General features: G+C 64.0%; 30 protein-coding genes and 1 tRNA gene. 18 read left to right on the forward strand and 13 right to left on the reverse strand.

The window, feature by feature from the left end; translation table 11 throughout:
• Positions 1 to 30 precede the first annotated feature (30 nt).
• The 12 genes from C7451_RS09200 to C7451_RS09250 are packed head-to-tail and all read left to right on the forward strand — an operon-like array spanning position 31 to position 7368.
• On the forward strand, positions 31 to 450 hold the full coding sequence (locus C7451_RS09200) for a hypothetical protein (protein ID WP_146215330.1): 420 nt from the start codon (positions 31 to 33) through the stop codon (positions 448 to 450).
• Positions 447 to 2357 (forward strand): SGNH/GDSL hydrolase family protein, encoded by a 1911-nt coding sequence (locus tag C7451_RS09205; protein WP_110298670.1) that lies wholly within the window; start codon positions 447 to 449, stop codon positions 2355 to 2357. Before C7451_RS09200 ends, C7451_RS09205 begins: the two co-directional genes overlap by 4 nt.
• 26 nt (positions 2358 to 2383) lie before the next feature.
• Positions 2384 to 2620, forward strand: a complete 237-nt coding sequence (locus tag C7451_RS09210; protein WP_110298671.1) for a hypothetical protein — start codon at positions 2384 to 2386, stop codon at positions 2618 to 2620.
• A complete protein-coding gene (locus C7451_RS09215) occupies positions 2617 to 3336 on the forward strand; it encodes a glycoside hydrolase family 19 protein (protein WP_208625175.1) in 720 nt (239 codons plus the stop codon). Before C7451_RS09210 ends, C7451_RS09215 begins: the two co-directional genes overlap by 4 nt.
• Before the next feature lie 18 nt (positions 3337 to 3354).
• Complete coding sequence (locus C7451_RS09220) at positions 3355 to 3795, forward strand: phage tail fiber protein (RefSeq protein ID WP_110298672.1); 441 nt, start codon at positions 3355 to 3357, stop codon at positions 3793 to 3795.
• A 6-nt stretch (positions 3796 to 3801) separates the two neighbouring features.
• Positions 3802 to 4782: a hypothetical protein gene (locus C7451_RS20385; protein WP_208625176.1), complete on the forward strand. Its 981-nt coding sequence runs from the start codon at positions 3802 to 3804 to the stop codon at positions 4780 to 4782.
• 8 nt (positions 4783 to 4790) lie between these two features.
• The gene (locus C7451_RS19960) at positions 4791 to 4955 is read left to right on the forward strand and encodes a hypothetical protein (protein ID WP_167398496.1); all 165 of its coding nucleotides are present in this window, start codon (positions 4791 to 4793) and stop codon (positions 4953 to 4955) included.
• Complete coding sequence (locus C7451_RS09230; RefSeq protein WP_110298673.1) at positions 4956 to 6275, forward strand: beta strand repeat-containing protein; 1320 nt, start codon at positions 4956 to 4958, stop codon at positions 6273 to 6275.
• Complete coding sequence (locus tag C7451_RS09235) at positions 6272 to 6556, forward strand: phage fiber-tail adaptor protein (protein WP_110298674.1); 285 nt, start codon at positions 6272 to 6274, stop codon at positions 6554 to 6556. Before C7451_RS09230 ends, C7451_RS09235 begins: the two co-directional genes overlap by 4 nt.
• A gap of 14 nt (positions 6557 to 6570) precedes the next feature.
• Positions 6571 to 6837 carry a Pam3-gp28 family putative phage holin gene (locus C7451_RS09240; RefSeq protein ID WP_110298675.1) on the forward strand — a complete coding sequence of 89 codons (267 nt, stop codon included), beginning with the start codon at positions 6571 to 6573 and terminating at the stop codon, positions 6835 to 6837.
• Positions 6834 to 7166 carry a hypothetical protein gene (locus C7451_RS09245; protein ID WP_110298676.1) on the forward strand — a complete coding sequence of 111 codons (333 nt, stop codon included), beginning with the start codon at positions 6834 to 6836 and terminating at the stop codon, positions 7164 to 7166. Before C7451_RS09240 ends, C7451_RS09245 begins: the two co-directional genes overlap by 4 nt.
• 19 nt (positions 7167 to 7185) lie before the next feature.
• A complete protein-coding gene (locus tag C7451_RS09250; protein WP_110298677.1) occupies positions 7186 to 7368 on the forward strand; it encodes a hypothetical protein in 183 nt (60 codons plus the stop codon).
• A 147-nt stretch (positions 7369 to 7515) separates the two neighbouring features.
• Here C7451_RS09250 and C7451_RS09255 read toward each other — a convergent pair whose 3' ends face one another.
• The 8 genes from C7451_RS09255 to C7451_RS09285 all read right to left on the reverse strand — a co-directional run bounded on the left by C7451_RS09255 (position 7516) and on the right by C7451_RS09285 (position 10556).
• Complete coding sequence (locus C7451_RS09255) at positions 7516 to 7905, reverse strand: hypothetical protein (protein ID WP_110298678.1); 390 nt, start codon at positions 7903 to 7905, stop codon at positions 7516 to 7518.
• Positions 7902 to 8261 carry a hypothetical protein gene (locus C7451_RS09260; RefSeq protein WP_110298679.1) on the reverse strand — a complete coding sequence of 120 codons (360 nt, stop codon included), beginning with the start codon at positions 8259 to 8261 and terminating at the stop codon, positions 7902 to 7904. Before C7451_RS09260 ends, C7451_RS09255 begins: the two co-directional genes overlap by 4 nt.
• Positions 8254 to 8586 (reverse strand): hypothetical protein, encoded by a 333-nt coding sequence (locus C7451_RS09265; protein WP_110298680.1) that lies wholly within the window; start codon positions 8584 to 8586, stop codon positions 8254 to 8256. The genes C7451_RS09260 and C7451_RS09265 overlap by 8 nt, the downstream gene beginning before the upstream one ends.
• A complete protein-coding gene (locus C7451_RS09270) occupies positions 8576 to 8770 on the reverse strand; it encodes a hypothetical protein (RefSeq protein WP_146215331.1) in 195 nt (64 codons plus the stop codon). Before C7451_RS09270 ends, C7451_RS09265 begins: the two co-directional genes overlap by 11 nt.
• Before the next feature lie 131 nt (positions 8771 to 8901).
• Positions 8902 to 9198: a hypothetical protein gene (locus C7451_RS09275; protein ID WP_110298682.1), complete on the reverse strand. Its 297-nt coding sequence runs from the start codon at positions 9196 to 9198 to the stop codon at positions 8902 to 8904.
• The gene (locus tag C7451_RS09280; RefSeq protein WP_110298683.1) at positions 9195 to 9521 is read right to left on the reverse strand and encodes a hypothetical protein; all 327 of its coding nucleotides are present in this window, start codon (positions 9519 to 9521) and stop codon (positions 9195 to 9197) included. The genes C7451_RS09275 and C7451_RS09280 overlap by 4 nt, the downstream gene beginning before the upstream one ends.
• Positions 9518 to 9886, reverse strand: coding sequence for a hypothetical protein (locus tag C7451_RS19775; RefSeq protein WP_146215332.1), 369 nt, complete (start codon positions 9884 to 9886; stop codon positions 9518 to 9520). The genes C7451_RS09280 and C7451_RS19775 overlap by 4 nt, the downstream gene beginning before the upstream one ends.
• A gap of 40 nt (positions 9887 to 9926) precedes the next feature.
• Positions 9927 to 10556 (reverse strand): hypothetical protein, encoded by a 630-nt coding sequence (locus C7451_RS09285; protein ID WP_110298684.1) that lies wholly within the window; start codon positions 10554 to 10556, stop codon positions 9927 to 9929.
• Positions 10557 to 10919: 363 nt separating this feature from the next.
• On the opposite strand from C7451_RS09285, the gene katG reads away from it, so the two are divergent.
• Complete coding sequence (gene katG / locus C7451_RS09290) at positions 10920 to 13112, forward strand: catalase/peroxidase HPI (protein WP_110298685.1); 2193 nt, start codon at positions 10920 to 10922, stop codon at positions 13110 to 13112.
• 627 nt (positions 13113 to 13739) lie between these two features.
• Here the strand turns inward: katG and C7451_RS09300 are convergent.
• From C7451_RS09300 to C7451_RS09315, 4 genes are all read right to left on the reverse strand, one after another.
• Entirely contained in the window at positions 13740 to 13940 is a 201-nt protein-coding gene (locus C7451_RS09300) for a hypothetical protein (RefSeq protein WP_110298687.1), read from the reverse strand.
• A gap of 12 nt (positions 13941 to 13952) precedes the next feature.
• Positions 13953 to 15065 (reverse strand): dihydropteroate synthase, encoded by a 1113-nt coding sequence (gene folP, locus C7451_RS09305; protein WP_110298688.1) that lies wholly within the window; start codon positions 15063 to 15065, stop codon positions 13953 to 13955.
• On the reverse strand, positions 15062 to 16204 hold the full coding sequence (locus tag C7451_RS09310; RefSeq protein ID WP_425266475.1) for a site-specific DNA-methyltransferase: 1143 nt from the start codon (positions 16202 to 16204) through the stop codon (positions 15062 to 15064). Before C7451_RS09310 ends, folP begins: the two co-directional genes overlap by 4 nt.
• A 229-nt stretch (positions 16205 to 16433) precedes the next feature.
• The gene (locus C7451_RS09315; protein ID WP_110298689.1) at positions 16434 to 17027 is read right to left on the reverse strand and encodes a ribonuclease HII; all 594 of its coding nucleotides are present in this window, start codon (positions 17025 to 17027) and stop codon (positions 16434 to 16436) included.
• A gap of 106 nt (positions 17028 to 17133) precedes the next feature.
• On the opposite strand from C7451_RS09315, the gene C7451_RS09320 reads away from it, so the two are divergent.
• From C7451_RS09320 to C7451_RS09340, 5 genes are all read left to right on the forward strand, one after another.
• On the forward strand, positions 17134 to 18333 hold the full coding sequence (locus tag C7451_RS09320; RefSeq protein WP_244181755.1) for a PQQ-dependent sugar dehydrogenase: 1200 nt from the start codon (positions 17134 to 17136) through the stop codon (positions 18331 to 18333).
• A 91-nt stretch (positions 18334 to 18424) separates the two neighbouring features.
• Positions 18425 to 19873 carry a coniferyl aldehyde dehydrogenase gene (locus tag C7451_RS09325; RefSeq protein ID WP_110298690.1) on the forward strand — a complete coding sequence of 483 codons (1449 nt, stop codon included), beginning with the start codon at positions 18425 to 18427 and terminating at the stop codon, positions 19871 to 19873.
• Between the two features lie 67 nt (positions 19874 to 19940).
• Positions 19941 to 20024: transfer RNA gene (locus tag C7451_RS09330), tRNA-Leu, on the forward strand.
• Positions 20025 to 20141: 117 nt separating this feature from the next.
• Positions 20142 to 21368, forward strand: a complete 1227-nt coding sequence (gene argJ / locus C7451_RS09335) for a bifunctional glutamate N-acetyltransferase/amino-acid acetyltransferase ArgJ (RefSeq protein WP_110298691.1) — start codon at positions 20142 to 20144, stop codon at positions 21366 to 21368.
• 4 nt (positions 21369 to 21372) lie between these two features.
• Positions 21373 to 22164, forward strand: a complete 792-nt coding sequence (locus C7451_RS09340; RefSeq protein ID WP_110298692.1) for an inositol monophosphatase family protein — start codon at positions 21373 to 21375, stop codon at positions 22162 to 22164.
• Positions 22165 to 22168: 4 nt separating this feature from the next.
• Here C7451_RS09340 and trxA read toward each other — a convergent pair whose 3' ends face one another.
• Positions 22169 to 22495 carry a thioredoxin gene (gene trxA, locus C7451_RS09345; RefSeq protein WP_023839553.1) on the reverse strand — a complete coding sequence of 109 codons (327 nt, stop codon included), beginning with the start codon at positions 22493 to 22495 and terminating at the stop codon, positions 22169 to 22171.
• Between the last annotated feature and the right edge of the window lie 18 nt (positions 22496 to 22513).

The raw sequence follows: 22513 nt of genomic DNA on the forward strand, positions 1-22513 counted from the left end.
ACGCGCTGCCATAAGTCATGCAGCATGGCCGTGAACCTTCCCCTGCTCGCCTATAAGCGCGTCCCGTTCCTCGATCCTGACGGGGCGACGCTGGTCATCATCGGACCGAACTGGTCCGGCGCGGCCTTCAAGATGGATTTGCGGCAGAACCCCGGCGACACCGGGACGGCCATTCTCTCGATCACGGGCGCAACAGCGGGTTCTCAGGGCATCAGCGCGACCTATGACGCAGCCTATGCCTATGTCGACGCGCAGGGCCAGCCAGCCACCGCGCCTGCAACCAAGGTGATGATCCAGATCGACGAGGCGACGATCGAGGGGCTCGACCTCGGGACGCCGACCGACAAGCCGCTGGTGCTGCACTACGACCTGCACATCACGCCCAGCGGCGAACCCAAGCGCGTCTACTGCGAAGGCACATTCACCATCAAGCCAGGTGTGACCATATGACGATTGCCATCATCGACGGGCGCGGCTCGAAGCCGGTCATTATCGGGGCCGGTGCCGATGTCGCGGGAACGCTTGTCCTGCAGGCCGAATCCGCAGCCGATGCCGCAGCATCCAGCGCAGCAGAGGCCGCCGACCTGCTGGCAGACGCGACCCTTACCAACGCCAAGGTGAAAGCGAGCTTCGACACCATCATCACGACCGCAGTCGATCGCCCGGCAGCGGGCAATTACAATACCGGCAACAGCACGAACCTTGCGATTGCCGTAATGGGCGGCGAAGATGTGCCCGCCGACACGCCTCTTGCCACCCTGCTGGTTCCCTTCACGTTTACCAGCAGCGCGGCGACCAAGATCATCGTCAAGCGTTCCAGCAGGTTGAGCACCGACGCATGGCTCAACAGCCAGCCGGGCAATGCTGGCGACACGGTTATTGACACGCGCGAATTCACGCTTGCCGATGTCGGTCTGGTGTCCGGCGTCGGCGGTGTCGCGACGATCCCGCTCGGCGGCCAGACGGCGCCGGATGGCACGTTGCTGATTTTCGATGTGGTCGCCGTCAACAATTCGGATGTACCGCAGTATAACAATCTGTCGCACGGCCCGGTAAGCGGTGCGACCCAGCAATATCAGTATGGCTGGTATCGCTTTGAGGGACAAGCCGCCGGTTTTTGGGAAGCCATCCCCATCATCGCCATCCGCCCGGCCTTTGCGGTGACGACGGAGCTGTTCGATACCGGTGCCGGAGCGGTCAAAGCTGATCCGTTCCGCAGCGCCAGCGTTGATGTCGCGCTGGTCGGCAACAATCTGACCGTCTCGGGCAAGCTGTTTGCGAACGGCAATGAGGTGGCTGTCAGCGACACTGTGACATTCACCGCCGCTGCCGCTGGCAAGGAGTGGGCGTTCGGGGTTTACGCTGACCGGCTTACCGGGGCGATTTCGACAGAGGCAACCGAGCAGCGCGACGAGGAGCTCGACGCGATCGAGTATCTGCCAGCCACGCCTGCCGGCAAGATCCTGCTTGCCCGCGCGCTTGTCCGCGACAGTGGCGCGGTCGGGGCGGTCAACTGCGCGCAGTTCCGTGGCCTGATCAAGATTGGCCAGGAAGGAAACATGGCGCGTCATGTCGAGCGCAATCGTGGCCTGTTGCGCCCCGTGATCGGCAAGGCGATGCGCGGCGATGCGATCAACTGGGGCGGCTATGGCGACAGCATCACTGCCCTGCAGACGGGGGCGCCCAGCGATTCGGCGGTGCGTTATGCGGCGAATGGGGAGTGGCGCGACAGGCGCTCGGTATATTTCTCGGCCTATCCCAGCGACACGCTCGCGCTGTTGCCGCTGTTCGATTTCGGCGACGGATCCGGCCAGGTCCACACCAAGATTGGCTGGAACTGGTCGATCAAGGCCGCGCTCGATGCGATCGCGGGCGCTGATGTTGTCGATTATCTGAATTACGGCATCGGCGGCACGACTAGCGCGAACAGCGATAATAACGGCCTGTGGCCTGCCCGCATCGCCGTGCCGCTGGCTGCATCCCTTGATGCCGTCGTGATCGCCTTCGGCATGAACGAACGCGGCAGCACATCGACCTATGCAAACATCGTCAACATGGCCGGGCAGTTTCAGGCCGAGGGTGCGATCCCGATCGTCATGGGTTGCCCCCGGCCTCATGCAGACGAAAGTGTGAGCAACTGGCGCTACACCTGCGACGCTCTGGAAGCCGCCGCCATGGACTCGGGCGCGGCCTTCATCAGCACGACGGCGATTGCCGATGATCGCAATCTCGGTGCTATGGGTATGCCCGCCGAGGCGCTTTGCTCCACCAATATCGGCGCAGGCGGCAATCACCCCGGCATCTTCGAGCTTCAGCAATATGGCCGCGCTGCGGTCGAACAGCTTGGCCTGGCCTGACCATGCCAAACACCACAGGAGCCCAAGTGCAACGCGCAGAGTGGATCGCCGCAGCGGCGCTAATCATCAACATCCTCAGCATCGTCTTCGGCGGCGGCGCGCTGTGGCAATCGCATCAGGACCATGATCGCCGCATCGTCGCGATCGAGGCGGCGGAGCGGGCGCGGGCGGCAGAGATGACGCAGATCCTGGTCAGGCTCGAGCGGATCGACAGCAACACGATCGCGCTGAAGGAACGCATGGACAAGGAAACCGGGCGATGAGCATCAACGATGTGTTCCGCGCGGCCGCTGCCGCGTTTGATCGCGTGTGCCCCGTTCCTGCAGCGCCCGTCTATTCCGGCGTGATTGGCAAGATCGACGTGCAGCTGCTGCGCGTGGCCTGCCCGGAGCGCACCGAGGCGCAGCTGGCGCCCTGGGTCGAGCCGATCCAGCGGGCCTGCAAGCGGTTCGACATCAACACCGTGCGGCGCGTGGCGGCCTTCATCAGTCAGATGGCCCACGAATCCAGCCTGAAGGAAGGGCGCGAGGAGAACCTGAATTACAGCGCGAGGCGACTGACCGAGGTGTGGAAGTCTCGCTTCCCAACGATCGCCCGTGCCGAGCCCTATGCGCGCAATCCCGAGAAGCTGGCGAACCGCGTCTATGCCGGGCGCATGGGCAACGGCCCCGAGATTTCCGGCGATGGCTGGAAGTTCCGCGGCGCGGGCCCGATGCAGCTGACCGGGCGCTCCAACTGGACCGGCTTTGCCGACGCTATGGGCATGACCGTCGACCAGGCGCTGACCTATGGTCGCACGCTCGAGGGCGGGGTCATGTCTGCGGCCTGGTTCTGGAACGTCAACGACCTCAATCGCCTCGCCGATACGCCCGGCGTCGAGGATGAAACCCGCCGCATCAATGGCGGCACCCACGGCCTCGCCGACCGCACTGCCCGTTTCAACCGCACCGTCGCCGCGCTTCTGGCGGCGGGTGCCTGATCACCGAAAGGAACACCCATGTCCAAAGGCAATACGTTCGAGAACGACCTGCTGGCGCTGATCTTCAACGCCACCCCGATCGGCAATATCGCGGACAATGCAGCAAGCGCGCCGCTGACGCAGCTGTTCGTCAGCCTGCACACCGCGGACCCTGGCGAGGCGGGAAGCCAGACGACCAGCGAGTGCAATTACACCGGCTATGCGCGCATCGGTGTGAACCGGAACTCGGGTGGCTGGACCGTGACCGGCAACAGCGTCAGCCCTGCAGCGAACATCGACTTTGCCAATCCGACCAACGCCACCAACCTGCCGCAGACCGCCACGAACTTCGCGATCGGCACGGCTTCCACCGGCACAGGCAAGGTTCTCTACAAGGGCGCTCTGTCACCCACGATCGTTATCAGCAACACCGGGGTCACGCCGCGCATCACGACCGGCACCACGATCACCGAGGACTGATAGTCGATGGTCGATCAGAAGATCACCGACCTCGACCCGGCGACACTGCCGCTCGATGCGGCGGATCAGTTCGAGGTTGTGCAGGGCGGCACCAACAAGCGCGTTGGCGGTCCCGCAATTGCGGCGTTCGCCAGTCCAAACGTCCAAGTGTTCGACTCTTCCGGCACGTGGAACAAACCGACCGGCGCAAAGCTGGTTCTGGTGCGCGCCTGGGGTGGCGGTGGTGGCGGCGGTTCGGGTCGCGCATCGTCAGCGGGCACAGCAGCGGGTGGCGGTGGCGGCGGTGCAGGCGGCGGCTTTGCCGAATACTTGTTTCTTGCCGCTGATCTGAGCGCAACCGAGACAGTCACGGTCGGCGCTGGTGGCAATGGTGCTACCGCCCGAACACCGGACAATAACGGCGGTGGTGGCACGGCGGGCGGCGGTTCCGCCTTTGGTGGCACGGGTGCTGGCGCAGACCTTTTTGTGAACGGTGGTGCCCAAGGCGGCGGTGGCTCCAACACTGTCGCGGGCGGTGGCGGTTCTACTACCACGATCGGATTTTTCGGGAACTCCAACAGCGGCGGCGGTGGTGGTGGCTCGCAGGCTGGCGGCAATGGCTCGAACGGCAATATCGGTGTGTTTGCGGGGGGCGGTGGCGGTGGTGGCGGCGGTCAGGGAACGAGCCTTGCAGCGCGTAATGGCGGGACTGGCGGCGTAGGACATGGAAACATTTCGCGCGCGTCAACCGCTCCGGGGTCCGGCAACGGTGCAACGGCGGGCAACGGCATCAGCGGGACAGCGGGCGGCGCCGGTACTGCGCTGCCTTCTCAATCCGGCGGAGGTGGCGGCGGCGGCGCTTCGACAGCCGCAGGCGTGGCAACGGCGGGCGGAAACGGCGCGACCCCGGCAGGTGGTGGCGGAGGCGGGGGTGCAGGTGTCGGGAACAACAGCGGCGCGGGCGGCAATGGCGGTGGCGGCAGGGTTGTCGTCATCACGTATTTCTGAGGTGTGGCATGGAACGCTATGCAGTCATTGACAACGGGACCGTGACCAACGTGGTTCTTTGGGACGGTGAAACCGAATGGGGCGGCGCTGACCAGGCTGTCCCCTGCCCTGAAGGTGTCAACATCGGCGATACCTACCAGGATGGCGAGTTCATCCCTGCCGAGCCTGAATAAATGACCCGCCGACTTCTTGAGGACGGCAGCGTCCGGCTTCTCGAGAACGGCAGCGCTCGGCTGCTGGAAGATGCGGGTGCGGGCAGCGGCATTGTCTCTGGCGCTGGATCGGCAACCGGCACAGCCAGCGTATCGGGTGCAGGTGCAGCGACGGTAGCGGGCGCTGGGTCATCCGCAGGCATCGGAGCGGCTTCCGGCACTGGTCGGACCATCGCAGCAGCAACCGGCAGCGCGTCCGGCTCCACAACGGTCAGCGGCGTCGGCGCAGCGCCTACGGTCGCGGCTGGGGTGGGTTCGTCATCCGGGGCAGCGACGGTCAGCGGTGCGGGCGCATCGGTCGCTGGCGGGGCTGGTAGCGCATCTGGTGCGGCAACCGTTTCTGGTGGCGGCGCATCCCGTGCATCGGGAGCTGGTGCGTCGGCAGGTGTCACCACGGTTGCAGGCACGGGCGGCGCGCGGCTCGCTTCGATCGGCACGGCAGCGGGTCAGTCGGCTATCAATGGCGGCGGAACGGCTGTCACCGGGGCAACGGGCAGCGCAGCGGGTGTGGCAACCGTCAGCGGCGCAGGCGCGAGCCGGGCTTCCGGTGCTGGCAGCGCTGTAGGCGTTGCGACTGTCGCGGGCGTCGGCCAGGCGCTCGACAATAGCGGTGCAACAGGATCTGCATCTGGCTCGGCAACGGTGTCCGGCGTCGGGCGGACGATTGCTGCGTCAACCGGCACGGCAAGCGCAGGGGCAGCGGTCGCGGGCGTTGGGCGGCAAATCGCCAGCGCGGCGGGAGCATCGTCTGGCGCTGCAACAGTGTCCGCCATGGGCGCGGCTCGGGCGAGCGCTGCGGCAAACAGCAACGGCGCTGCATCGGCCACGGGCGGCGGGACGGCCCTCATATCGGCAAGCGGGTCTGCATCGGGTCAGGCAACCGTCACGGGCACTGCGCGCACAATAGCGGGCGGTATCGGCCAGGCGCAGGGCTCGGCAACGGTTCAGGGCGTCGGCGCCGCCTATTCGACCGGCGCTGGGGTGGCGGCGGGCTTTGGCGTCGTCGTCGGGGAAGGCAGATCGATTGCCGAGGCCAGCGGTAGTGCTGCGGGTCTGGCAGTGGCCAATGGTGTGGGCGCGTTCATTGTGCCCGCCCCGGTCAACGCCGATCGCCGGTTCACCATCGCCCGCGAGTCCCGCAGCTTCACTGTCGAGCGTGAGGCCGTCCGCTTCACCATCGCGCCGGAACCGCGCCGGTTCGCCGTACCACCCGACCCCCGCGCCTTCACCGTTCCTGCAGAACCGCGCCGCATCACCATCACCGAAAGGCTTGCCGCATGACCTACAGCTTCAAGGCTCCGAACAAGGATCCCGACGCCACGCTAGATTACGAGCTCAACTGGTCGACCTGGCTCGCAGATGGCGAGACGATCACCGCGCAGACCGTGACGTGCGACAATGACGACATCACGATCAGCGCTGTCACTCAGGCGGCAGGCGTGGTGCGCTTCCGGGTCGCAGGCGGGACGGCGGGTTCGTCCTACCTGGTCACGTGCGAGGTTACGACCAGCGCCGGGCAGACCGACCAGCGCACCATGCTTATCCCCGTTCGCGAACGCTGAGAAAGGACATCACCATGGCAGAACAGACCCCCATCATCGTCACCGACAACACACTCGAGGGGCAGGTCAGCACGCTGCTGCGCTATCTTGTCGCAGCGGGCGGAGCCTTTGCTCTGGGCAAGGGCTGGATCGACGACGCCACCCTGCAAGCCCTGACCGCGCTGGTCACTGTGGCCGCGCCCATGGCCTGGGGCATCTGGCGGACCTACTCGGCCAAGCGGAAGCTGATCAAGGCCGCCCTGTTTGCGCCGAACGATATCGCCCAGGTGGTGCATAAGTGACTTGGGGCACACCCCTGCGCCGCTACATCATCGCGGCCGCCGTCATCGTTCTCGCCTGCCAGCTATCCTATTGCCGGGGCTATGACCGGGGTGTCAGCGTCGAGCGGGCATCGTGGCAGGCCAAGAGCGCGGCGATCATTGATCGGCGTGTCAAGGCGGCTGCGGCGGCCGAGAAACGAGACGCTGCCATCAAGGCGCAGGGACAGGCTATCATTGACCGGCGAAAGGAATTGGACGATGCGACAGCGGGGATACCGGACCAGGGGCTTTCTGCTCGTCAGCGCGCTCGGGTGGAGCGTGAGCGCCTGCGGGGACAAGCCCAGCGTTGAGCACCTTCCGCCACCGCCGATGGCGCTGCAAGCCGATCAGGTGGACCCGCGCCCTGCCCTGCCGGCGGGAGCGGAATCGTCCGAAGCGATCTACGAGGCGTGGGTCAGCGACGTGATGGACTGGGGCGAGCGGCGGGATCTGCAGGCGCGGCGCTGGTGCGAGTGGGTGAATACCTGGCTGGCTGACAAGGTGGCCTGCTGATCACCCTTCCCCACCCTTCCATATCCGCGCTACCCATGGCGGCGAAGCCAGTATAGGAAATAGCGCACCACTGCCCAGGCCAACAAGGCGATGATGCCCGCTGCGGTGGATACGCTGCTCACGCCCTCTCTCCACCCATGGCGGCGGTCACCATCGCGATTGCGCAATCTGCTGAGCGGTTTCCTCGCTGTAGCCGATACCGCTACCCCGCTTGCCGATTTTCGACCGGGCCAAAATCTCGTCAACCTTCTCTTTCGCGTCGGGAAAGCGATCCTTCCATCCATGCAGGCTGTCGAACTCCCAATCGCCCGCCTCTGCAATCTCGCTGGCGATCGGGAAGGCCGTGGCCACATTCCCGTTGATAATCGCGATCCGATGACCACTGCCGAGGTGTGACAGCGACCACATCGCAGGGCGTCGGCCCTTGGGCGATTGCTGCATAATGAGGTGCAGCCCAAGCCCTCGATAGGTGTAGCCAGGAACGTCTGCGGGGCCATAAGGCATCGCGACCTTAAAGGTTTCCGGCTTCCAGCTCACTTCCCCTCTCCCCCCATGGCGGCGATGGCGGCGATGGCTGCGCGGGCTTTGTTGCGCCAATCATCCTGACAGCTTGCGGGCAATTCGCCCCATGCCCTCGTGATCTCAGGGAACGAACCAAACATCCATTGCTCGTCATGCTCAAAAAGAGCCTTGGCCACCCTCTCCACCACATCCTCACCCACAGCAGGCTGGCAATCGAGTTCCGCAGCCTTGCTCTGCATCACCTTGAACGGCTCAGCATCCATGACAACGATCTCCCGCCCTGCGATGGTGATGAACATGGGCTGGCCGGTTTCTGCCAGGTCAACGTCCTGCCCAAAGCCCGCCGCGATCTGTTCCGCTGTCTTATCCATTGGCCTGCTCCCATGCTGAAAGGGCTGCGAGGCAAATGTCGGACATGGCGCGATTACGCTCGATCTTGGCGAGTATCTGGCGGTGCTCGCTAGTGCGCGTTTTTGACAATTTCCGTCGGTGCATTTCTGCATATTTAGCAAACACCTTTTGCGACTGCCTTACCGCCTCCACCAGCGCGGATGCGTCCTGGGCTGGGCGATGGGCATAGAGCGTGGTTTCGGTCCAGCCTCTTTCAATCAGTTCAGGCCACGGGTCCGTGAACCATTCCTCTGCGCAGCCCGGCTTGCTATACATCCACGCCACGGCTTCCGGCTTATCGTTCATCGCTCTTTCCTTTCAGGTGGTCGCCGCGCTCGATTTCGTCGGCTGCGTTGGCATAAGCGGCGCTGCCATGAATGTAGATGGCGGCAAATTCTTGGTCGCCGTTGGCCGTTTCATCTGCCGCAAGTTTGTGCGCATTTTGGCTTTTGTTCCGCAGCCAAGCGACTATCGCCTCTCGTTCATTCATCGGGGTCATCCTTCTTGGGGTGGCGGGCTTCGCTGGCCTGTTCCGAAAGCCCTTGCGGCAGGGGAGATACATGCACTTATGATGCCGCTGGCACGATCCGATGCGGCACTGCTGCCAGTCTGTCTGCTCGGTCATGTGGTGGGGCCTTTCAAATCAGCGATGGCGGAAATCGTAAACGGCTTGGTGATTTCGATCAGGGCGTCGGCCATCCTCTCAGGATCGTTGATATTGGTGTATTGGCAGAACACCCCGGCAGCAGCAGCGTTGGCCACTCCTGCCGCCATGATGGCAATGGCCACCTTGCCGTCGAGGTCGGGATGCAGCGCCATGGTGCGCCGGATCGCAGCTGCAACGTCATCTCCGCACTTGCGGGCAAGGTCTTTGGTGAAGGCATCGTATTTGATGGGCGGCTTATCCTGTTCGGTCATGATGCACTCCTTGCGCGTAGGGCGGCGGCGCGGGTGATGATCGGGCAACCGTGCATCGAATACCGCGCTGGGCAGCCTTCAATCAGCGCCATTAAGCTGTCGGCTTCGATGCTGCCGCTCGATTGGTAAGCGGCCCCGCCGATGGCGTTGTCCATCTTGTCGCGCAACTCGTTGTAAGCAGCCTCTAGGCTCTGCCAGTTGCGTGTGCTGATCGCTGCGCCGATGGCCTGCATTTCGCGGCGTCGCCAGCCATGTTCGCCTGCCAGAGCTTCAATCAGCCCCTCCGCCCTCTCGATCCGGGCGGCTAGTTCGTTGTGGGTCATGATGCGACGCTCCCGGACTTGCGGGCATCCGGCAAAACAACCTCGGCCCGCACAATGATCTTCGTGCCGGGTGGAAAGTCGTCGGCGAACGCTTTGAAGCCGGGGCCGTGGATAAATCCAGAGTTGCCCCAAAACTTGCCATACGAGCGCTCTTCAAGAACCGTCTCGTGGCAAGTAGCCAGGTTGTCGATCCCCAGAACTTCATTCGGGCGAGTGTGGCGCACGCAGCGCCAGCGACCGTTGCTGTAGTTTTTGCTCTCGTAACTGCTGACAAGATCGCGGCGGGTCGGATAGCGGTATGTTGCCCGCTCTGTGCAGCCCTCATGGCCACAGTTGAATATCAAGGTCCATTCACGACGGCTCATTACTGCGCACTCCTTGCGGTTGGGTGGGTCGCGAGGCGGGTCATGCGGCGAACCTCGCGAGGCTGTTCAGGTAGCCGCCCCACTGGTCGGCCATGGCCTCGGCAATTCCGGGGAAGAACCGGCTGCGTTCTTTCCAGCGGTCGGGACCGGGCGACATGCGGTGCACCCGCGCCTCCCTGCCCTCGACCACCAGCGTCGGCTTGAGCGGCGGCAGATTGCGCAGCCAAAGGCAGGTGCGTTTCGTCTCACCATGGCCGAACTGCCACGGCTGCACCGATTGCGCCGGCTCGGCGTAATTGCGGATCAACGCCTTGGCGTGCTTGTGCATGACCGGGTTCTCGACCGCGACGTGCGGGATCGGCGCGTTCCACATATCCGAGAACAGCGCCGCGCCTTCCTCGAGCTCAATGCGCATCTGATCGGCCGTCTTGCCTGGCGGTGGTGACGACAGCCACCGGACGCCGGAATTGCAGAGCCGCGTGCACGGTGGATGCGCCACAATCAGCATGTCCCAGCCATCGTGCAGGATGTCGCGGACATCGCCCACGATATGCTTGTTGCTGCGATCGTCGGAAGGCAGCAGGTCGCAGGACCATGCGTCGAACCCGCGCGCGGCAAATGCGCGGCGGACGATGCCGGAGAACTCACAGGCGACGAGAACGCGGGCCATCAGCGATCACCCCCATTAAGACAGGGGTTGAGGTTCAGGCGTGAACCTCGGCCGTGAACGGCACAGGAACAGACACCGCTCTGTGAGGGGTGTTCACGCCGGAAAGTGACCGAAAACTGCCGTGTGCGGGCAGGAGCCACGCCTTCGGGAGGCAGGGGCCGGAGGTTCGAATCCTCTCTCCCCGACCATTTCCTCGTATCGATCCTGATATGCGCGACGAACCCGGCTTGCCGGGCAGCGTCGCGTTGCGCCTTTGCTCGGCTTCAATCGACTCTTTCGATTGAACTGACATAGTTTGATCGTTTCAGCCGTTCATGGAACTTTCCTATGTTAGCGTCATTCGTTTGATGAAGGAGACGAGCCATGGACATGAAAACTAGCGGCATGGGCGGAAACTGCCCGTTTTCCGGCAGGGACGGCGGCGTTCGCGCGCTGCTCGGGCGGACCAATCGCGACTGGTGGCCCGATGCGTTGCAGCTCGACATTCTGACGCAGAATGGCACCTCGCCCGATCCGATGGGGCCGGACTATGATTATGCCGAGGCTTTCAAGCAGCTCGATTATCAGGCGCTCAAGGCCGATCTGCATGCGCTGATGACCGACTCGCAGCCCTGGTGGCCCGCCGATTACGGCCATTATGGTCCGTTCTTCATCCGCATGGCCTGGCATTCCGCCGGCACCTATCGCACCGCCGACGGGCGCGGCGGATCAAGCAGCGGGCAGCAGCGCTTCGCCCCGCTCAACAGCTGGCCCGATAACGGCAATCTCGACAAGGCGCGCCGCCTGCTCTGGCCGATCAAGCAGAAATACGGCAAGCACATCAGCTGGGCCGACCTGTTCATCCTGACCGGCAATGTCGCGATCGAATCGATGGGCGGCCCGGTCTTCGGCTTTGGCGGCGGCCGCGCCGACGTGTTCGAGCCCGAGCGCGATGTCTATTGGGGCACCGAGGAGGAATGGGTCGATACCGGCGCGGAAACCCGCATCCAGCCCGACAAGGGATGGGAGCTCGAAGCCCCGCTCGCCGCGATCCAGATGGGCCTGATCTACGTCAATCCCGAAGGTCCCGGCGGCGTGCCCGACCCGCTGCAATCGGCGCGCGACATGCGCATCACCTTCGAGCGCATGGCGATGAACGACGAGGAAACCGTCGCGCTCACCGCTGGCGGTCACGCCTTCGGCAAGGCGCATGGCGCGGTGCCGCCCGACCAGCTGAGCGGCGCACCCGAATCCGAGGCGCTGCACCTGATGGGCTTCGGATGGGCGACCGATGCCGAGCAGATCGAGCGCGGTCACATCACAACGTCGGGCATCGAAGGCGCGTGGACGCCCAACCCCACGCAATGGGGCGGCGACTATTTCAGGTTGCTGTTCAAATACGATTATGAGCTCGTGCGCAGCCCGGCGGGTGCGCAGCAATGGCAGCCGATCAACCCGGACCCCGAAGACATGGCGCCCGATGCGCGCGATCCTTCCAAGAAGGTGCCGACGATGATGACCACCGCCGACATGGCGCTGAAGATGGACCCGGAATATCGCAAGATCTCCGAACGCTTCCGCGACGATCAGGCGGCGCTCGACGATGCCTTTGCCCGCGCCTGGTTCAAGCTGACGCACCGCGACATGGGACCCAAGGTTCGCTATCTTGGCCCCGAGGTCCCGGCAGAGGACCTGATCTGGCAGGACCCGGTGCCCGCCGGTTCGAAGCCCTCGGATGCGGCGGTCGAGGCGTTCAAGTCGGCGATCCTGGCGAGCGGACTGCCGATGAGCGCGCTGGTCAAGGCGGCCTGGGCCTCGGCCTCGACCTATCGCCGCAGCGACCATCGCGGCGGAGCCAATGGCGCGCGCGTCCGTCTCGCCCCGCAAAAGGACTGGGCGGTCAACGATCCGGCGGAGCTGGCGACGGTGCTGGCGAAGATCGAGGAGTTGCGGGGCGAGCTGTCGGTGGCCGATGCCATCGTGCTGGCGGGCAGCGCCGCGGTCGAGAAGGCGGCGCGTGACGCCGGGTTCGACGTCTCGGTGCCGTTCCTCGGCGGTCGCGGCGATGCGAGCGACGAGCAGACCGATGCCGAGAGCTTCGAGCCGCTCGAACCGCGCGCCGATGCCTTCCGCAACTATCTCGCGACCAAGCAGACGGTGAAGACCGAGGAGATCATGCTCGACCGCGCGCATCTGCTCGGCCTGTCGATCCCGCAAATGGCGGTGCTGGTGGCGGGTCTGCGCGTGCTGGGGGCCAATGCCGGCAACAGCAGCAAGGGCGTGCTCACCGATCGTCCGGGCCTGCTGACCAACGATTTCTTCGTCAACCTGCTCGACATGCGCACGGCGTGGAAGACCGTCGACGAGAGCGGCGACGAGGAGTTCGTGGGCACCGACCGCGCCACCGGCGAAACCCGCTGGCACGCGACGCGCACCGACCTGGTCTTCGGCTCCAACTCGCAACTGCGCGCGGTGTCCGAAGTCTATGCCGAACACGGCAACGAGCTGAAGTTCGTCCAGGACTTCATCGCCGCATGGGTGAAGGTGATGAACGCCGACCGGTTCGATGTGAAATGAGCGGGTGGTGCGTTAGGTAAATGAGGGAGCCCCGGGCAGCGATGTCCGGGGCTTTTTCTAGGCATGAGTAGCGGCCACAGATTGAATGACGTGAAATCTAATTGTCAGTTACACGCCGCAAAATATGCTCGTATTCACGCAGCGCAAGAATCTTGCGGTTCCGCCTGTATCGCAGCCATGACCCAAGGTAGACGGCAGGCAGGACCGCAATAGTCACCACCAACATGAGCTCAGGCACTTGGGACAAAACCAAGTGGCCCAAGTGGACCACCCAAAGCAAATAGGCTGCAATGAGCAGCCACGATCCCAAAGCGAATGTGAAGCAAATCCGCTCGAGTGCAACGCTTGGTTCAATGGGACGCTGAAAAGCCATGTGGCTGAAAATATCATTATTGCAGCGTCTGTAAACAGCGCTTGGGCACGTATCCCATTACATTGTCCGTTACCGGGGCAGCAATAAACCACCACCACCGCTCAGCCTGAGCCTGTCGAAGGCCCCGCAAAATGGCCAGCGTCGGCGCGGGTCCTTCGACGACGCGGGCTTTCGCCCGCTGCTCAGAGCCTGCCCTGAACTTGTTTCAGGGATGAGCGGGGGTGGCAAGGCTCAGGTTTTCTGATCGCCCGTGCTCACTCCGGCGCTTCCGTCTTCACCAGCGATTGCCCGTTCTTTGTCGGGATCGACCAGATCACGACGTTCGCGATCATCACCACCGCCAGCACCAGCATCAGCGCGGGCTGTTTGCGCTGGCCGCGGCGGAAGAGGACGATCGCGCCGAAGACGAGCGCGATGGCGGTCAGCATGGCGATGGAGAGGACGAAGCTGGTCATGGCCGCCCTCTGTCAGTCCAGCCCCGGCACCGTCAAGGCGGCATCGCGCAGGCCGCGCCAGACGCGGGCGGCCTGGACGGTTTCGGGGACGTCATGGACGCGGACGATCTGCGCGCCGCTGCCGATCGCGCTCATCGCCAGCGCGATAGATCCGCCGAGCCGCGCATCGACCGGAGCCTCGTTGGATAGCGCACCGATCATCCGCTTGCGGCTCGCGCCAAACAGGATCGGCTGGCCGAGCGCCTGGAACAACGGCAGCGCGTTGATCAGCGCCAGATTGTCGGCGAGCGACTTGCCGAAGCCGATTCCGGGATCGACGATCACCTTTTCGCGCGCCACGCCTGCGGCAACCACGGCGGCGACGCGCGCCTCCAGCCAGTCGAAGACATCGGTCACGACATGGCCATAGCCGCCCCCCGCATGCGGGTTTGCACCTTGCGAAGGCGCATGCATCAGCACCACCGGGCAGCCCGAACGCACCACGACATCGAGCGCGCGTGTGTCATAGAGCAGCGCCGAGACATCGTTGACGATATGTGCGCCAGCCTCCAGCGCCGCCTCCATGACGGCGGCCTTGCGGGTATCGACCGAGAGGATCGCGCCGCTATGCGCCAGCGCCTGGATCGCGGGGACGACGCGAGCGATCTCGTCGCCCTCCCATACCACCGGCGCGTCGGGCCGGGTGGATTCGCCGCCGATATCGATCAGCGATGCACCCGCAGTCAGCATCGCGAACCCTGCGTCCGCCGCCTGCGCGGGATCGTCGGTAAAGCGCCCGCCATCGGAAAAGCTGTCGGGCGTGACATTTAAAATGCCCATGACCTGCGGCTGGTCGAAGCGCAGCACGCGCTCGCCCAGTTGTAGCGGCGGATGCGCGCGCGACAGGTTGGCGAACTGGGCTTGCGCCCGCTCGGCCTGATCGGTGGGAAGCGCGTTCAGCGCATCGGCAAAACGATCGACCGGCACGATCTGCCGCGCGGCCAGGCGCCCGCCTTCATAGCTTTCCAGCGCGACGAGATGGCACCAGACCAGGCTGTGCCCCAGCCGGATCGTCGCGCCGTCAAAGGTCTGCGGGCTTTCCGCCAGCGCGACCGGCCGGACATAGACGCGCGTGGGCCTGCTCACGGTTCGGTGGCGAGCAGATAGGTCTGGCGCAGGCTGTCGAGCGGCTTCAAGCCGTCATCGGTCTCGAGATGCCACCAGGTCCAGCCGTTGCACGACGGCGCGTTCTGCAACAGCGCGCCGACCTTGTGGATCGATCCGCTATGCTCGCCCGAAAGCAGCGAGCCATCGGCGCGGATCGTCGCGAAATGCTTGCGCGCCTTATCGCACACCTTCGTGCCTACGGGCACATAGCCGGTCTCGACCAGAGTCCCGAAGGCGACGCGCGGCTGGCTCTTGGGCGACTGCATCGTCTTCAAGCCCGATTCATCGAGCGGCAGCGCAGCGGCGATGCGCTCTTCGGCGACCTCGCAATAGATCGGATCGCGCTCGCAGCCAATCCAGTCGCGTCCCAGGCGCTTGGCGACCGCGCCGGTGGTGCCGGTGCCGAAGAACGGATCGAGCACGACATCGCCCGGATTGGTACAGGCGAGCAGGATGCGATAGAGCAGCGCCTCGGGCTTCTGCGTCGGGTGCGCCTTGGTGCCGCCGCGCTTCAGACGCTCCTGGCCGCCGCAGATCGGCAGCACCCAGTCGGAGCGCATCTGCAGCTCGTCGTTGAGCGTCTTCATCGCGCGATAGTTGAACGTGTATTTCGACTTCTCGTCGCGCGAGGCCCAGATCAGCGTCTCGTGCGCGTTGGTAAAGCGCGTGCCGCGGAAATTGGGCATCGGATTGGCCTTGCGCCAGACGATGTCGTTGAGGATCCAGAAGCCCAGATCCTGCAGCGTCGCGCCGCAGCGGAAGATATTGTGATAGCTGCCGATCACCCAGAGCGAGCCGTCGGGCTTCAAGATGCGGCGTGCCTCGGTCATCCATTCACGGGTGAAGCGATCATAGGCGGCGAAGGTGTCGAACTTGTCCCAGTCATTGTCGACCGCATCGACGCGGCTGCCTTCGGGGCGATAGAGGTCGCCGCCAAGCTGCAGGTTGTACGGCGGATCGGCGAAGATCATATCGACCGACGCAGTGGGGAGGCGGCGCATCTCCTCGATGCAGTCGCCCTTGAGGATCTGGTTGAGCGGCAAGGCCGGACGCGGCGCGACCCGGGCACGCGGCGGCGCCTTGATTGTGCGCTTTGCAGGCGCAAGCATTTCGCCGATCTGAACCATATTAAACCCCCGCTAACCCCGTGGAACGAGGCCCTGAATGAGTCCTTGGCGACCATCGGTCAAGGCCAAAACCCTAGGGAATCCGGGTGTTCAAATGGTTAACATGGGGTTTGCCATGCGGAACAATATGAGTCCAAATCCACATGTTGAGTCCCGTTAACCAGCCGGGACTCAACCAATGGTGGTGTTGCCGCGAAGACTCGGGCCGCAAAAAAATGTGTCAAAGCAGACAGGCCTGCGCCACCGGAGCGAAGCTGCGACGGTGAAGCGGCGTTGGGCCATGCTCCCGCAATGCCGCCATATGCTCGGCCGTCCCATAACCCATGTTGCGATCCCAGCCGTAATGCGGGTGTTCGAGCGCTGCGGCACGCATCATCCTGTCGCGTTCCTGCTTGGCCAGGATCGACGCAGCCGAGATGCACGGGTGCAGCGCATCGCCCTTGACGATGGCGCGCGCGCTGTAACGCCACTTGGGCAGCCGATTGCCATCGACCAGCACCTCGTGCGGTTCCTGACCCATCGCCTCGACCGCGCGCGTCATTGCCAGCATCGTCGCCTGCAGGATGTTGATGGCGTCGATCTCTTCGACGCTCGCCATGCCGATGCCGAACACGCTATGTTCGCGGATCAGCGCTTCAAGCTTCTCGCGCCGTGCAAAGCCCAAAGTCTTGCTATCGGCCAGGCCTGTGATGCCGTCCGGGCACAGGATCACCGCCGCAGCAACCACGGGTCCGGCCAGCGGCCCCCTCCCCGCCTCATCGACGCCCGCGACAATCGTCAGATTATCAAATGTTGGGGAACCCGCTGTCGTCATGACGCGTCTGTGCCGCATGCCCCTTGCGACCGCAAGACCCGGGCACCATTCAATAACTCTACCCGAATCGTTTGCAATCTGCCCCCGGATGGCGATGATCAAATCCATGATGAACGGAGTGAACCAGATGCACCGACTGACCCTTTGTGCGGCCCTGCCGCTGGCGCTGATTGCCTGCAACAGCAGCGACAAGGCCGTGGCCAGCGGAGACGAAAGCGAAGCGGTCGCCACAATCTCTCCGATCGACACCGTTCCCTTTGAAACCGCCGTGATCACAAAGTTCGACGAACCCTGGGCCATGACCTTTCTGCCCGATGGCCGCGCGCTGGTGACCGAGAAGAAGGGCAAGCTCAAACTCGTCACCTTCGCCACCGACGGCAAGATCAGCATGGTCGATGTCAGCGGAACGCCGAGCGTGGCCTATGGCGGCCAGGGCGGCCTGGGCGATGTCGTGCTCTCGCCCGATTTCATCAACGACAGCTATGTATATCTGAGCTTTGCCGAGGCCGGCGATGGCGACACCAGCGGCGCAGCCGTGGCGCGCGCCAAGCTGGTGATGGCCGATGACGGTGCCGCTTCGCTCAAGGACATGCAGGTGATCTGGCGGCAGGAGCCCAAGGTTTCGGGCAAGGGCCATTACGGGCATCGTATCGCCTTCGGCCCCGACGGCATGATGTATATCTCGTCGGGCGAGCGGCAGAAATTCGATCCGGCGCAGGATCCAGACCAGAATCTCGGCAAGGTGGTGCGCCTCACGCCAACCGGCATGATTCCGTCGGACAATCCGATGTACGATCAGGGCCGAATCAAGGCGCAGATCTGGTCCTGGGGCCATCGCAATCCGCTGGGCCTCGCCTTTGATGGCGCAGGCAATCTGTGGGAACTCGAAATGGGCCCCAAGGGCGGCGACGAGCTCAACCTTGTCAAGCGCGGCACCAATTACGGTTATCCCAAGGTTTCGAATGGCGACCATTATGACGGCAAGGACATTCCCGATCATGCCCCCGGTGATGGCTTCGAGCCGCCCAAGGTCTTCTGGAACCCGGCCATCTCGCCGGGAAGCCTGATGATCTATTCGGGCGAGCTGTTCCCCGCCTGGAAGGGCAGCGCCTTTATCGGCGCGCTCGGCGCGCAGGCGCTGGTGCGGGTAAAGCTTGACGGCGTGAATGCAGAAAAGGCTGACAACTGGACGATGGAAGGCCGCATTCGCGAGGTCGAACAGGGGCCCGATGGTGCCATCTGGCTGCTGGAAGACGGCGCGCGCGGTTCGCAGGGGCGTCTGCTCAAGCTTACGCCGCCGAAATAATCTGCCCTGGCCTTGTTCGGGCCAAATGGCATTTCAATTCGCAACCTATCGCGATATGCCTCGTGTTACTTAGATAACCGGGAGATGATGAATGGCGACTTTGGCAGACGCACCGCTCAAGGCGGACCAGCTGGATGACGTTCTCGAACGGCAGAAAAAGGCGTTTCTCGCCGAACTGCCCGTGCCGATGGCCGCGCGCAAGGACCGTATCCGGCGCATGATGAAGCTGGTGCACGACAATGCCGACGCGCTGGTTGCCGCGATGAGCGAGGATTTCGGTCATCGCAGTGCCGACCAGTCGAAGATGACCGATATTGTCGCAGTGCTCAACTGCGCCCGCCACGCGCTCAAGCATATGGACGACTGGGCCAAGCCTGAAAAGCGCCCGGTCCAGTTTCCGCTTGGCCTTCTCGGCGCGCGGGCGCGGGTCGAATATCAGCCGCTCGGCGTCGTCGGCGTGATCGCGCCGTGGAACTTCCCCGTGCAGCTCTGTCTTACCCCTGCGATCGGCGCGCTTGCCGCCGGCAATCGAGTAATGATCAAGAACAGCGAGTATACCGAGAATACCTCCAACCTGCTCGCCGAGCTCGGTCCGCGCTATTTCGATGCGAGCGAGGTCGCGTTCTTTACCGGCGGGCCGGAGGTCGGCCAGGCTTTTTCGGAGCTGCCGTTCAACCACCTGCTGTTCACCGGGGCGACCAGCGTCGGCCACCATATCATGCGCGCAGCGGCCAAGAATCTGGTTCCGATCACGCTGGAACTGGGTGGCAAGTCGCCCGCGATCGTCGGGCGCGGTGCCGACAAGGCCAAGGCTGCACAGCGCATCACCATGGGCAAGATGCTCAACGCCGGACAGATCTGCATCGCCCCGGACTACCTCTATGTTCCGCGCGAGGACGAGCGCGAGATCATCGAGAACATCCAGCAGTCGGCTGCTGCGCTCTATCATACGCTGCTGACCAATGACGATTACACCGCCGTGGTCAACGAGCGGCACCACCAGCGCCTGACCGGATATCTCGACGATGCGCGCGAAAAGGGCGCGGAGGTGATCGAGGTCAACCCGGCGGGCGAGGACTTCAAGTCCGCGAACAGCCGCAAGATGCCGCTGCATATATTGCGCAACGTCACCGACGACATGAAGGTGATGCAGGACGAGATTTTCGGCCCGATCCTGCCGGTAAAGACCTATTCGACGGTCGATGAGGCTATCGATTTTGTCAACGGGCGCGACCGTCCGCTGGCGCTCTATTATTTCGGCGAGAATCAGGACGAGGCGAAAAAGGTGACCGATCGCACCGTGTCGGGCGGGGTGACGCTCAACGACACGATCTTCCATGTCGCGATGGAAGACCTGCCGTTCGGCGGCGTCGGCCCTTCGGGCATGGGTGCCTATCATGGCGTCGATGGCTTCCGCACCTTCAGCCATGCCAAGGCGATCTACAGCCAGCCCCGTATCGATGTCGCCAAGCTCGGCGGTTTCCTGCCGCCTTATGGCGATGCCACGAAAAAGGCGATCGCGCGTGATCTGAAGGTTTGACGATCTGGAGCAACAGCTTTTGCGCCTTGCCTGTCGCGGGCAAGGCGCTATAGGCTCCGCTCCACACGCGGGCGTGGTGAAATGGTAGACGCGCCGGACTCAAAATCCGGTTCCGCAAGGAGTGTCGGTTCGAGTCCGACCGCCCGCACCAGCTATCTTCCAGCAGACGCAACCCGAATGCTCTTGCCGCGTCATCCGGCAAAGGCCTTGCGCTCTGCTGGATAGCGATTAGGGCCGCAACCAGTCACTCGATGGTCTGGACGGCAACATGACTCACCCTGTTTCCCCACTTGCGCTCCCCTTTCCTGAACTGCCCGCAATCGCTGGCGTCACGCCGCGCGTTGCCCGCGCGCGTTACAAGGAATGGGACCGCTGCGATCTCAGCTATGTCGAGCTGGTGCCGGGAACCAGCGTCGCAGGCGTCACCACCACCAGCAAATGCCCCTCGCCCGAGGTGGAATGGTGCCGCGCCGCCCTGCCCCAGGGTCATGCGCGCGCGCTGATCGTCAGCGCGGGCAATTCCAATGCGTTCACCGGCGGCAAGGGCCGCGCGGCAGTGCAGCTGCTGGTCGAGACCGCGTCGGCGCGGCTGGATTGCGCGGCAGAGGAAATCTTTGTCTCGGCCACCGGCGTGATCGGCGTGCCATTGCCGCAGGACAAGGCGCGCGCAGGACTCGAAGCCGCCTTTGACGCTCCCCCATGCGACTGGAGCGCGCTGACGGATGCGATCGGCACCACCGACACCTTTCCCAAGGCCGCGACAACGAGCGCGATGATCGGCGACACCAAGGTGCATCTGGTCGGCGTGATCAAGGGCTCCGGCATGATTGCGCCCGACATGGCGACCATGCTCGGATATATTTTCACCGATGCAGCCATTGAACCGGCACTGCTGCAGGAGATGCTGAGCGCCGCGAACGCCAAAACCTTCAGTTGCATCACCGTCGATAGCGACACCTCGACCAGCGACACCGTGCTCGCTTTCGCCACGGGCCAGGCTGACCATGCCCGGCTGCAGAGCATGGACAGCTCCGGTGCTGATGCGTTCGCCGCTGCGATCACCGACCTTTGCCGCCAGCTCGCGCATCTGGTCGTCCGCGATGGCGAGGGTGCGAGCAAGTTCATCGAGGTGCGCGTGACCGGCGCGGTCTCGGACGAGAGCGCACATCGCATCGCATTGTCCATCGCCAATTCGCCCTTGGTCAAGACCGCGATCGCGGGCGAGGATGCCAATTGGGGCCGCGTCGTGATGGCGGTGGGCAAGGCTGGCGAACCTGCCGAGCGAGACCTGCTGTCGATCCGCTTCGGCGGGGTAGAGGTCGCAGCTGAAGGCATGGTCGTCCATGGCTATGACGAAGCGCCGGTTGCCGCGCATCTCAAGGGCAGCGACATTCTGGTTGAGGCCGATATCGGGCTGGGCAATGGCCGCGCCACCGTGTGGACCTGCGACCTGACGCATGGCTATATCTCGATCAACGCCGATTACCGGAGCTGAACGCATGCATCCGCTTCACGCCCCTGTCTCGGCTGTCATTCGCACCGTCGCGCGCGATGTGGTGCTGCACCATTATCAGGATCTCGCGCAGCACCAGATTGTCGAGAAGACACCCGGCGATCTGGTGACCATCGCCGACAAGGAGAGCGAGAAGCGGCTGAGCGCGGGGCTCGCGACCATCCTGCCACAGGCGAGTATCGTCGGCGAGGAAGCAGTGGCGGCCAACCCGGCGCTGATCGAGCGCGTCAACGACAGCACCGCCTGGGTCATCGACCCGATCGACGGCACCCATAATTTCGCGCACGGCCATCCCCCGTTCGGCATCATCATCGCGCTGGTGGAGGGCGGAGAGACGGCTGCAGGCTGGCTTTACGACCCGCTCGCCGACCGCATGTGCCATGCGGTGCTGCGCGGCGGCGCCTTCATCAACGACGAGATCGTTCAGGCGCGCGAGAGCGGTGAAGCGCTGCCCATCGCGGCGATTTCGACGCTGTATATCCCGGAGCCGCGACGCAGCGTTCTTTCCTCAGCAATCGAAGGCAAGTTCACGATGGTCGATATTCCGCGCTGTGCGGCGGAGCAATATCCCCGGCTGGTGCTGGGGCAGAACGACGTGACCCTGTTCGAGCGGACGCTGCCCTGGGATCACGCCGCCGGCGTGCTGTTCACGCTGGAAGCGGGCGGCCATGCCGCGCGGCTGGACGGGTCGCCCTATCGCCCCGGCGACCAGCGCAAGGGCATGCTCGCCGCCGCCAGCCCCGCCATGTGGGACAGAGCGGCAGCGATCATGATCTGAGCGATCAGGCCGGAAGCGCGCCTTCGAGCCAGCTCTTGAGCGCGCTCTTGGGCGCCGCGCCGACCTTGGTTTCGACAATCTGGCCCTTGTCGAACAGGATCATCGTCGGGATGCCGCGCACGCCGTATTTCGCGGGAGCATCGGGATTGTCGTCGATATTGATCTTGGCGATGGTCACCTTGTCGGCCAGCTCGTCGCTGATCTCTTCCAGAGCCGGACCGATCATCTTGCACGGACCGCACCATTCGGCCCAGAAATCGACCAGAACGGGCTTGTCGGACTTCAGCACGTCGGCTTCGAAGCTCGCGTCGCTGACTGCAGTGGTTGCCATGGGGGTAAACTCCTTGTT

Source organism: Blastomonas natatoria (assembly GCF_003201955.1).
GTDB classification, from domain to species: Bacteria; Pseudomonadota; Alphaproteobacteria; order Sphingomonadales; family Sphingomonadaceae; genus Blastomonas; species Blastomonas natatoria.